The organism is Micromonospora sp. NPDC049114 (genome assembly GCF_040648635.1).
Classification (GTDB): Bacteria; Actinomycetota; Actinomycetes; order Mycobacteriales; family Micromonosporaceae; genus Micromonospora.
Genome location: NZ_JBEZEA010000002.1, coordinates 945,710 through 956,790 on the forward strand (window position 1 = coordinate 945,710; position 11,081 = coordinate 956,790).

The following is an 11,081-nucleotide window of genomic DNA, read 5'->3' on the forward strand; positions in this document are numbered from 1 at the left end:
TGAACGCATCGAACGACGCCCCATCGCCCGTCCGCTCGTAGGTGACGTCACCAGCGGCGTTGCGCTGAACAACCGTCCCGTCCGCATAGCTCCACGTACTGCCGCCACCACCGCCGTACGAGATCGACACCTCACCCGCGTCGGGCAACGTGCCATGCGTCGGCCTGCCATCAGCGGTGAAGCGGTCGAAGACCGTGCCGTCGGGGAGCTCCTCGCGGACGACGCGGCCGTCGTCGTCGTATTCCACAACTGTGCCGTCGGCGAGGTCTTGGGTGGGCACCGGCACACTCCTGCGGTCGACCGTCCCGGACAGCGACAGAGGCTATGAGCCGACCGGGATCGCGAACAAGACATCCGTTCGGGGACGTCCGGCATTTGTCGCCTGCGTCCTCGAACCGAGGGGCCCCCGCGTACGTCTCAGGTGAGATCTCCGGTGACACACCGGGGAAGTGCGTGGAGGAGCGCCGTGTACAAAGTCGCTGTGGTGGCAGAGCAGCCGATCTGGCGCGCTGGTCTCGAGAAGCTGGCCGGGGACGACCCGGACCGGCTGGTGGAGGTCGCGGTGGCCGACGTCGAGGAGTTGGTGGGCAGCTTCGACCTGGTGGTGCTGGATGTGGCACGGCCGGAGCCCACGGTGAGCAAGCTGATTACCCGGACAATTGCGCACGGTCCGGTGCTGGTCTGCGCGGAATGGCCGGGGCGCACCGGCCTGATGGAGTCGATTCTCGCGGGCGCGCGGGGCTGCGTGAGTCGGCAGGCGGATCAGGACGCGGTGCGTGGGGCGATGCGGGTAACAGTCAAGGGTGGGTTCTATCTGTGCCGACGTCTCGCGGATCGGCTGCCGGAGGAGCTTTCCCAGGTGTCGGCGGAGGAGCCGGGCGCGTTGGCGCCGCGCGAGGCTGAGACGCTGCGGTGGATCGCCTCTGGCTACACCCATTCACAGATCGCGACGCGGATGGGGTTGTCACAGGCGACTGTGAACACGTACGCGAAGCGCATCCGCGCGAAACTGAACGCCGGCAACAAGGCGGAGCTGACCCGCCGCGCGATCGAACTCGGCCACCTCCTGCCCGTGGACCGCTGAGCACCGGGACGGAACTTCTCAGAACAGCGTCCGGCCCACCATTACCAGGTGGCCGAAGACGCCGAAGACGCCGAGCGTGAGGGGTGCGATCGCCATGGCGGCCCCCGCGCCGACGACCTCCGAGCGGCTGCGGCGGATCGGCGGTTTCGGGCCCGAACCGGTGTGCCGCTTGCGGGGTGGCACCAGCACGCTCATGCCGATGCCGAACAGCACTGTCGTGAGCCCGACGCCCACGAGCACCGCCGACGCGGCGGCACCGCCCATCGACATGACGAGCGCGGCCAGCAGGCCGAACCCACCGGCGGCTGTCGCAGCGCCGAGCATCCACAGCTCGACGGTGAAGGCGGCGATCCGTCCGCGGGCGAACAGGGCCAGGCAACAGATCCCCGAAAGGATGACAGCGACAGTACGTCCGGAGAACGCCATCAGCGGCAACGTGACGCAGAGTGCGACAGCCGGCCCGCCCATGACGACCCCGGTGATCCAGGCGGAACGGTTCACGAGCCCGGTGGTGGCCTCGGCGAAGGACTGCCGGCCTCGCGGCAACTTCTGGCCCCAGGCGGTGATGGTGGCGGCGAGCCGACGTGACACCGCCAGCATGCCGATGGCAACGGCCGCGACGACGGCACTGGATTCGACGGCGTCGGCTCCGAGGCCCGTGGTCAGCGCCACGAGGCCGGCTCCGGCGGCGAGAGACAGCTCGATCGCCACGAGGAGGACGTCGCCGAGCATGGCGATGGCCATGAGCATCGCGGTGTTGGCGCCGATCGCGGCGCCGGCCCAGCCGGAGAAGGTGAGGCCCTGCGCGATGAGGGCGCCGGCGGCGCCCATGGCCGGTACGGCGGTCAGCGCCATGAGTTGGACGAGCAGCGGCGGCGTCGCCGATTCCTTCTGGCGCACGCCCCACGCCATCCCGAGCAGCAGGAGCCCGCCCGTGGTGAGCCCGATCGCCGCCCCGGTGTCGGCGTTGTAGCGCAGGCCGACAAGCACCGCCGCGGCCAGCAGGAACAGCAGGCCGATGCCGATGACCACAGGGCCGGGATGCGCCGAGCGCAGCCGCAGTTCCTCGGTCTGCTCGGCGACGATCTCCTCGATGTCCTTGACGATCGGGGCGTCGACCGGGTCACCCGCCAGGTCGTAGAGGTAGAGCACATCACCGTCAACGATGCCGGCCTGCAACAGGCTGGTGTCCAGGGCGAGGGGGCCGGCGTCGGGGCGCGACAGGGTCCATACGGGTGGGAGCTGGTCGTTGCTGTCCTGACCGCACACCTCGGCGAGCCGCGCGGTGAACTCGCCGAGCGGGCTCAGCGACGGGAGGGCGACGTCGGCGCTGCGGTAGGTGCCTACCACTGTGACGCGGGTCTGTTCGTTGGCCATGACGGGTCTACCCCTGGGTGGTTTCGGTGACTGCGATCTGGACGAGGCGGTTGGGCTGGCCCCGGCGTACGAGCACGCCCCGGCCCGGGGGCCGCTGCGCCGCGCGTTCGTCGCCGAGGACGACGCCCTCTTTGGGGTCGCCGGAGAGGATGAGGCCACCGCACCCCATGTCGCGGATGCGTGTGGTGAGTGTGTCGGACATGCCGGTGCGGACCATTCCTGCGACGCGGCGGGCGAGGACCAGGTGCAGGCCCACCTCGCGGGCCTGCGGGATGAACGGCAGGAACGGCGCGAGCACGCTCTGCGGGCCGACGATCAGGTCGTAGTCGTCGACGACGACGTAGATCTCGGTGCCCTCCCACCAGTCGCGCGCCTTCAGCTGCGCGGGGGTGATGCCCGGCGGGGGTACGCGTTCCTTGAGCTTCTCCACCACCTGCTGCACGTACACCTGGGCGGTTCCCGCGTCACCGGCGTACGCCCCGAGGTGCTCCTCCGGCACGACGTCCATGAGCCCGTGCCGGTAGTCGAAGAGCACGACGCGCATGTCGTACGGCGAGGTCCGCTCGGTGAGCCCGGTGAGCCAGGTGCGCAGCAGTGAGCTCTTGCCCGACCCGGCGTCGCCGTAGATGAGGAAGTGCGGATCGCCGCCCAAGAGGTCGAGTCCGACCGGGGAGAGGTCGTGCTCGGCGAGGCCGATCGGCACGGCGTCACCGGCCAGCGGCGGCAACTCGTCGACGAGCACGCGTTGCGGCAGCAGCCGGACGGGCGGCGCCACCGGGCCGTTCCAGTGCTGGGAGATCTTGGCGAGCGCCTCGTCCTGTGCCTCGCGCAGCCCGTCGACGGAGTCGATGCCGTCGAGGCGGGGCAGGACCAGGTGGAAGAAGACGCCTGGCGTGCTGACTCCGCGACCGGCCATGTTGGCCGGGATCCTCGCGGCGAGCCGGCGGTTGACGTCCGACTCGGTGGGGTCGTTGAGCCGCAGCTCGATGCGGGTGCCGATGCTGTCGCGCAGGGCTGGACGGATGTCGTTCCAGCGCCCGGACGTCAGCACCAGGTGCACGCCGGCGCCGAGGCCACGCGCGGCGATCTCGGTGACGTACACCTCCGCGCTCTCGAACTCGGCCCGCAGCGCCCCCCAGTTGTCGATCATCAGGAAGACGTCGGCCATGCGCAGCCCGTCAGGTAGCAGCCCTGCCTGGCGGCGCTCGCGCAGCTCGGCGATCGACTCGACGCCGAGCTCGCGCATCTCCCGCTCGCGCTGCACGATCAGCCCGCGGATCTCGGCGAACATGCGATTGACCAGCTCGGGTTCGTTACGCCCCGCCACGCTGCCGACGTGCGGCGCGGCGGCGTACGGGTGCAACGTCCCACCGCCGAAGTCGATGCAGTAGAACTGCAGCTCGTCGGGGGTGTGGGTGAGCATCCCGGACATCATGATGGTGCGCAGGAACGTGCTGCGGCCGGTACGCGGAGCGCCGACAGCGGCCAGGTGCCCGTGCACGCCGCCGAAGTCCATGACCAGCGTCTCCTGGTCCTGCTTGAGTGGCAGGTCGATGAGGCCGATCGGCACGGCGAGGCGCCCGGCGAGCGGCCACACGCGGGCGGCGTAGCCGCGGCCGGCCTTGGGCGCCGGCCGCCCGATGAGGTGGTCGAGAGCCAGGGCGGCGGGCAGCGGCGGCAGCCACACCTGGTGCGCGGGGCTGGCAATCGCCTGCAACCGGTCGGCGAGGACCTGCAACTCGGTGGGGCCGGGCCGGGCGGCCAGCCGCGCGAGTTCGTCGCTCTCACGCTCGACGACTACAGCGTCGGAGCGCAGGTCGAACGGCACGATGGAGGTGCCGCCCGCGGTCATGCTGGCGAGGCGGTCCTCGGCGCTGACGTAGGGCGCGGAGACGTGGGCGACACGGAACCGCTGGTAGACCGATTCGTCAACCTTCAGATACGCGGACCCGGGGACCGGCGGCAGCTTGTACGCGTCGGTCGTCCCGATCACCGTCCGGCTCTCGGCGGCCGAGAACGTACGCAGGCAGATCCGGTACGACAGGTGCGAATCGAGGCCGCGCAGCTTGCCCTCCTCGAGCCGCTGGGTGGCCATGAGCAGGTGCATGCCCAGCGACCGGCCGACCCGGCCGATCTGCACGAACAGCTCGGCGAACTCGGGACGGCCGGAGAGCAGCTCGCCGAACTCGTCGACGACGATGAGCAGCGTGGGCAGCGGTTCGAGGGTTTCCCCGTCGGGGCCGGCGGCGCCGGCGGCGCGGCGCATCTGGTACTCGCGTACCGTGTCGAAGTTTCCCGCGTCGCGCAGGATGCGCTGACGTCGCTGCTGCTCCCCCATGAGGGCGGCCAGGACGCGATCGATCATCGCCGCGTCGTCGGCGAGGTTGGTGATCAGGCCCGAGACGTGCGGAAGCTCCTTGAGGGGTGCGAACGCCGCACCGCCCTTGAAGTCGATCAGGACGAACGAGAGCAGCTCCGGCGAGTGGGTGAGCGCCAGGCCGGTGACGAGCGTACGGAGGAGCTCCGACTTGCCGGAGCCCGTCGCACCCACGATGAGCCCATGAGGCCCGGAACCGCCCTGGCCGGACTCCTTGATGTCCAGGACGACTGTCTGGCCGTCGCCGTCGGTGCCGATCGGGACGCGCAGCATGCGCGGGTCGCCCGCCGTGACCCAGCGGCCCGTCAGGTCGGCACGGCCGGGGTCGGTGCCCAGCACCATCTCGCTGAGTGAGCGGGTACGCGTCAGCACCTGCTCCCGTTCGTCGCTGAGCCGCAGCGGGGCGAGGTTGCGGGCGATGAGCTCGGCGAACTGCGGGGTGAGATGGTCGGGCTTGCACCGGTGCGCGGGCGTGACCACCGTGTCGGGGTGCCCCTCGGTCACGATGTTGCCCTCGTCGTCGAAGCGGATCCGCAGGTCGACGCGGCTCGGCTCGTCCCGGTCCTTCTCGCTGAGGAAGATCAGGGTGATGCCGAGTTGCGGGCCGGCAGCCTGCAACAGGGCGTTCATCAGGTCTGAGCGGCCCCAGTCGGAGAAGGGCGCGAAGCCGGTGAAGAGCACGACCAGGCGGCGCTGCTTGGCGTCCCCGAGGCGCTCGCTGCTGAGCATGTTGCGCCGGCTCAGCACCTGCTCGTTGCGCCGGGCCAGCTCACCGGCGAGGAAGGCGCCGAGCACCTCGGGGTCCTCGGCGACAAGCGACACCGTGCCGCTCTCGCCCTTCACGTCGGGCTCGAAGGTGTGCGGCAGCCACTTGGTCCACTCCCAGTGCTCGGCGCCTGAGGTCTCGACGGCGATGGTGACGTCGTCCGGCGCGTGCAGCACCCCGATCTGGGTCAGCATGGAGCGGGCGAGCGTGTCTGCCCGCGTCGGGTCGCCCACGACGCTGATGACGCCGGCGCGACCCACATCGATGATCATCGGTTGCTTCTCGACGTGGCCCATCCGGTCGATGAGCCGGTGCGCGGCCTGCAACGAGTCCCAGTCGTAGTCGCCGAGCGGATCCATGCCGGGGTCCAGCCCCATCGGCGTGACCAACCGGACCGTGCCGTGGCCGACGCGTACCCGCAGGAAGTCCTTGTCGCTCTGGCGCCGCTCCCACACCCGGTGCCGGTTGGCGCTTATCGACCAGAGCCGGTGCGGGTCGGGGTCGACGAGCATCGAAACCGCGCGCTGGGCGTTCGCGACCTCGCGCGCCTCGTCACGGGCCCGGGCGAGGTGGCGCCGGTAGCGGACACGGGCCCTGCGAGCCTGCTTGCCGTTGGCGCTGCGCTGCGACATCCGCATGCCGACGACCGCGCCTGTGGAGGTCAGGAAGAACAGCACGCCGATGATGATCAGGGCGGGTCTGCCGAACGTCACCATGTAGGCGGCCATGCCGACGCTGGACAGCAGCGGCAGCACGAGGCTCCACGCGTTGTTGCCCGGGTTCTCCTTGGGAGGCTCCGGCGGGTTGGGGAGGGTGACCTGCTGGGAGGGAAGCTGCGGCAGCAGCATCCGGGCGGGCCGGTGGAACGCCAGGCGGCTCATCGGGCTCCTCAGCCTCTTACGTCGAACGCGACGTCGGTCAGGTCGGCGGCCTCCAGGGTGCTCAGCTGCTCGTCGCTCGGGTCGTCGAGCTCGGCGATGCGGCCGGCGTGGTTCTCGGTCATCTCCTGGAAGACCTTGCGGGCGAAGCGGCCGTTGCCGAAGCCCTCACCGCGGTCGACGGTCCTGAAGTATTCGGTCAGGCGCGTGCGAGCCTCATCCGACAGCCGGTAGTCGTGGTCCCCCGCGTGCTTGTCGACGATCTGCACGAGCTCTGTCTCGTTGTAGTCGGCGAACGTCAGCGTGCGGGAGAACCGCGAGGACAGACCGGGGTTGACGCCGATGAAGCGGCCCATCTGGTCGGGATAGCCGGCCACGATGACCACCACCTCCTCGCGGTGGTCCTCCATCAGCTTCACGAGCGTCGAGATCGCCTCGTTGCCGAAGTCGCTGCTCTGCCCCTCGGACACCAGGGCGTAGGCCTCGTCGATGAAGAGGACACCGCCCAGCGCACGCTGGAACGCGGCCTGCGTCTTGGGTGCGGTGTGGCCGACGTACTCGCCGACCAGCGTGCCCCTGTCGACCTCGACGAGATGACCGCTGCTGAGCATGCCCAGCGCCGCCAGCAACTGGCCGTAGAGGCGGGCGACAGTCGTCTTGCCCGTACCGGGATTGCCGGCGAAGACGAGGTGGCGGGACATGGGCGGCGGCGCCAGCCCGGCTTCGCGGCGGCGCTTCACGAGGTGCATCAGCTTGACCATGGTGCCCACGTCCCGCTTGACGCTGACCAGACCGATGAGCTCGTCCAGCTGACCGAGCAGTGGCTGCAGCGTGTCCTCCGACGCCTCGGCCTCCGGCGGGGTGCCCGCCTCGGGTGCCTTTGACGAGGTCTGCGCTGCGGCGGGCGCCGGCCCCGCGGTCGCCGGCCACACCGCCGAACCGACCCGCTCGCTGCGACACTGCTCGAAGACGGGCTCGGCGTCCGCACCCAGGCTGACGTCCTCGTCGCAGTCGAGCACGACGCATCGGCGCAGTACGGGGTCAGCCGCGTCCCCGACGTAGAGTGCCGGGTAGCCCGTACGCGAAATCGTCACGTCCTCCGCCTCGCCGTGCGCACCGGTCCCGAAGTAGAGGCCGTTCTTCTTGACCTCGGTGATCGTCACCCGTCGCAGCGTCGGGCGGGCGCCCGTCCACACCGCGAGACCGCTGCCGCCGATCGTCTCGATCCGGCAGTTGTCGAGCACCGGCTCAGCGTCGACGTCAACGAAGACGCCCGCGGCCCCACAGCCCGCCACAGTGGTACGCACCAGCGTGGGCGCCGAACCGGCCGCGATCTCCACACCGGTCTGGGCGATGTCGCGCACGGTGCAGTCGGCGAGCAGAGGGCGGTGCGGTGTGTCCACGCGAACACCTGTGCGGCAGTTGGCGATTGTCACGTCGCGCAGGACCGCGTCGGCCACGTCGTCGACCTGCACGCCGGTGAGGTCGGCGCGGTCGATGCCGGTGCCCTTCGCGTGGAGCACCGAACGGCCGGAGGCACGGATGCCGAGTTCGGCGGTCGTGGTGACAGCGACGCCCAGCAGCGTCACCGACGCACTCCCGGTGAGATGGACGGCTGTGAAGCCGCTCTCGCGCACCTCCGCGTCGCGCAACTGCAGGTGGCTGTCGCCGACCGCGAAGACGCCGTTGGCCTTCGAACCGGTCAGCGAGCCGCCACGCCATCGCACCTGGGCGCTGTCGCGCAGCGCCACGCCGGTCTGGGTGCTGTTGCTGACGCGCACCGAGCGGACCACGACACGGCTGTCGTGCGCGGCCAGCACACCCGCGCTGCCGGCCCGGTCGATCACCGTGTCGTCGACGAGCGTCACCGAATCGCCACCTGTCACGAGGCCGGCGGCTCCGGTACGGCGGATCTCGCACCGCCGCACCACGACTCCCCCGGTCGTGCCCGGCTCGGCGGGCGTCAGGTCGTCGGGCCGGCCGGGGTGCAGTTCGGGCCACCAGTCGGCGCCGAAGCCGGCGCTGCCGAGGACGCGTACACCGTCGCCCTCGATGTCGTGGATGTGGCTGTCGAGCAGGCGCAGGCCCGCGCTTTCGCGAACCTCCACGCCCGCGTCCCCGGCCGAGCCGATGTCGCAGCGCTCCAGCACAGCGGTGGCGGTCTCGCCGACGCGTACGCCGACACCCCGCACGTCGTTGAGCACCGCGCCGGACAGCGCCAGGTACGACGAGCCGCCCGCCGCCACCGCGACGCCGGAGACGTTCGTGACGCGCAGGTCGTAGGCCTCCAGGCGAGCGCCGTCGGCCACGTTGAGCGCACACGTGGAGGTTTCCTCGACGGTGCAGCCGTTGAGCCTGGCCGCCGAACTGCCGGCCACGTGGACGAAGCCGCCGCTGACCCGGCTGTCCGTCAGCTCGAGGCGCCCGGCCGAGACCACCACTGCGGCGTTTCCCGTCCGGCTGCCGCGGATCGTGAGGCCCCGCAGAGTGGCCGAACCGCCGCGGAGCTGGACCGCGGGTCCCTCCGGCGCGATCAGCTCGACAGTTGCCGACTCGTCCTCGGCGACGATTGTGACGTCGCGGTCCAGGACCAGGCACTCCCGGTACGTGCCCGGGGAGACCGCGACCACCGCACCGGGCTTGGCCGCCCGCACGGCAGCACCGATCGTCCTGTGCCGACTCCACGCACGTGTGGAAACCCGTTCGATCTTGGCGGTCGCGGGCGTACGGGCGGCGGTTCCCGCGGCGAGAGACTCAGGACCCACAGTTCACCCGCGCCTGTCCGAACACCACACGGGCGTTGCTCGCACCAGAGGTGTTCGAGGCGTCGAGGCTGACAGCGAGCTGGTTCTGGTGCACGGGGTAGGTCCCCGCGTCGAACCATTTGCCAGCGTTCGCGTCCTGATCGACTGTGAAACTCGCGAACGGCGTGCCCGTCGCGCCGGCTCCGACCATGTACGTCGCCTTACTGACAAGCGCCGAGCCGGTCTTCGGCAGGTAGACGCTGACGGCGCAGGATCTGATGTTCGGGCCGGGGGTGAACCACCAGGTCGCCGACTGTCCGGTGGCCGCACGGCCGTCCCTGCTGGCGGGCCGCGGCAGCGTCACCGCGGTGCCGTGGCAGCCGCCCTGCGACCAGCCTCCCTTGCCGATCGTGCGCCACGCCCCGATCCGGCCACGGGCATCGAACCCGCGGTCCGCCGCCGCCTCGCAGTCCCAGCCGGCCACCGCGTCGAACGTGCCCGTCGGCAGGACGCTGGGTGCGACAGTGGTGCCCTTCGCCGCCGCCTTCTGCTGCGGGGTCATCGGCCGGACGAGGTGCCAGAACACCCCGACAACGAGCGCGCCGACCGCCACCGCGGCGGTCACGGTGATCAGGGTGGGCAGGCGTACTGTCACCCGCTCGCTCGCCGGGCGTTCCGCGGCGTGCTCCACGAACGCGCGAACGAACTCGCGCCGCTGGCTGACCTCTGCCGACGCCCGATGCTCAGGTGCCGGCGGCGCCGCCACCGTCGCCCGGCGCACCGGCTGCTCAGCCGCGGGATCCGTGCTCACAGGTCCAGTCATGTTGGTCTTTCGCGCTTCGCTCGACGTCCGTGACGCACTGAGACGGCTCGTGGGACGTGGGGGTTCACGCCCGCCCGAATTTTCTCCGCTCCCGTACCGCTACCCGGCACCAACCTCCTCGGCCGGCTCGACATTTCGTGGCAGGAACAGGCACGACAGCGCGCGGTGCAGCCCGACGGCGCCCGCCTCGGCCGCCACGAAGCCGGCGTCGCGGGCATGCGTGAGCAGCCCCTCGTCCGGCGCGATGCCGTGTTCGCGCAGGTAGTAGGCGACGGCGTCGGTCCAGACCCAGGCCCCGTCGGTACGGAAGTTCGTCGGTACGACGGGGCCGCGCTGCGGGTCCACCACATCGTCCTGGGTCTGCGGCGTCAGCAACAACGTCTGGCCGCTCTCGAGGAAACCGAGCGCGGCGTCGCGCTCGGGGCCCTCCAACCGCGGATGCCCCTGGTCGAAGTACGGCCCGGCATACGGGTCGACGCCGTCGAAAACCCGCGCCACCTGGACCGGCTCGTCGGCGTCGAACGCCCAGAGCAGCGCGGAGGCGCCGAGCGCCGCGTGGGCCGCCGGAGGCCCCAGGTCCCCGGTCGCGAACTCGATCAGCAGGGTGGTGTCGGGACCGGCCTCGGCCAGTGCCGAACGCACCGCCGCGGCGGCGACTTCCGGTTCCTCCGCCTCAAGCAGGTAGACGCGGGTCCCCGGACCGTCGGTCGCGTCGGCGGCGAAACGCCACGAGCGCCAGAGCGCCGACGTGCCCGGGGCGGCGAGCACCGCCGCCACCACAGCGTCGTCGTAGTCGTCGGTGGCCGCGGCCCACAGCGGCCCGGTCGCGGCCGTCAGGTCCAGCACGGGCGGCATCACCTCGCCCAGGGCCGGGACGTCGGTCCGCAGCACCCGATGGACGTGGGCGCTGTCGTCGATGCTGTCCATGTTCCTCGTTCCCCTCAGGTGCCGGCCCGGTGAACGGGCACCGCGCATCGTCGCGCGGGCCGTGGGGGCGCGGCCAACCCCCGCGAACGGGGGACCCGGCGGTAC

The 11,081-nt window shown here is 71.1% G+C and carries 7 protein-coding genes; 1 reads left to right on the forward strand and 6 read right to left on the reverse strand.

Annotated features, from left to right (window positions below; genetic code table 11):
- Positions 1 to 280: hypothetical protein (locus tag AB0B39_RS11715; protein WP_357574260.1), on the reverse strand; the 280-nt coding region annotated here is incomplete at its 3' end.
- 204 nt (positions 281 to 484) lie between these two features.
- Here AB0B39_RS11715 and AB0B39_RS11720 point away from each other — a divergent pair.
- The gene (locus AB0B39_RS11720) at positions 485 to 1,084 is read left to right on the forward strand and encodes a response regulator transcription factor (RefSeq protein ID WP_357493011.1); all 600 of its coding nucleotides are present in this window, start codon (positions 485 to 487) and stop codon (positions 1,082 to 1,084) included.
- 18 nt (positions 1,085 to 1,102) lie between these two features.
- On the opposite strand, the gene AB0B39_RS11725 is transcribed toward AB0B39_RS11720, so the two are convergent.
- The 5 genes from AB0B39_RS11725 to AB0B39_RS11745 form a co-directional block, all read right to left on the reverse strand.
- Positions 1,103 to 2,461 (reverse strand): EsaB/YukD family protein, encoded by a 1,359-nt coding sequence (locus AB0B39_RS11725; protein WP_357493013.1) that lies wholly within the window; start codon positions 2,459 to 2,461, stop codon positions 1,103 to 1,105.
- 7 nt (positions 2,462 to 2,468) lie between these two features.
- Positions 2,469 to 6,485, reverse strand: coding sequence for a type VII secretion protein EccCa (gene eccCa, locus AB0B39_RS11730; RefSeq protein WP_357574261.1), 4,017 nt, complete (start codon positions 6,483 to 6,485; stop codon positions 2,469 to 2,471).
- Positions 6,486 to 6,493: 8 nt separating this feature from the next.
- On the reverse strand, positions 6,494 to 9,136 hold the full coding sequence (locus tag AB0B39_RS11735) for a right-handed parallel beta-helix repeat-containing protein (RefSeq protein ID WP_357574262.1): 2,643 nt from the start codon (positions 9,134 to 9,136) through the stop codon (positions 6,494 to 6,496).
- A 100-nt stretch (positions 9,137 to 9,236) separates the two neighbouring features.
- On the reverse strand, positions 9,237 to 10,037 hold the full coding sequence (locus AB0B39_RS11740) for a hypothetical protein (protein WP_357574263.1): 801 nt from the start codon (positions 10,035 to 10,037) through the stop codon (positions 9,237 to 9,239).
- A 111-nt stretch (positions 10,038 to 10,148) separates the two neighbouring features.
- On the reverse strand, positions 10,149 to 10,976 hold the full coding sequence (locus tag AB0B39_RS11745) for a hypothetical protein (protein ID WP_357574264.1): 828 nt from the start codon (positions 10,974 to 10,976) through the stop codon (positions 10,149 to 10,151).
- Positions 10,977 to 11,081: the final 105 nt, after the last annotated feature.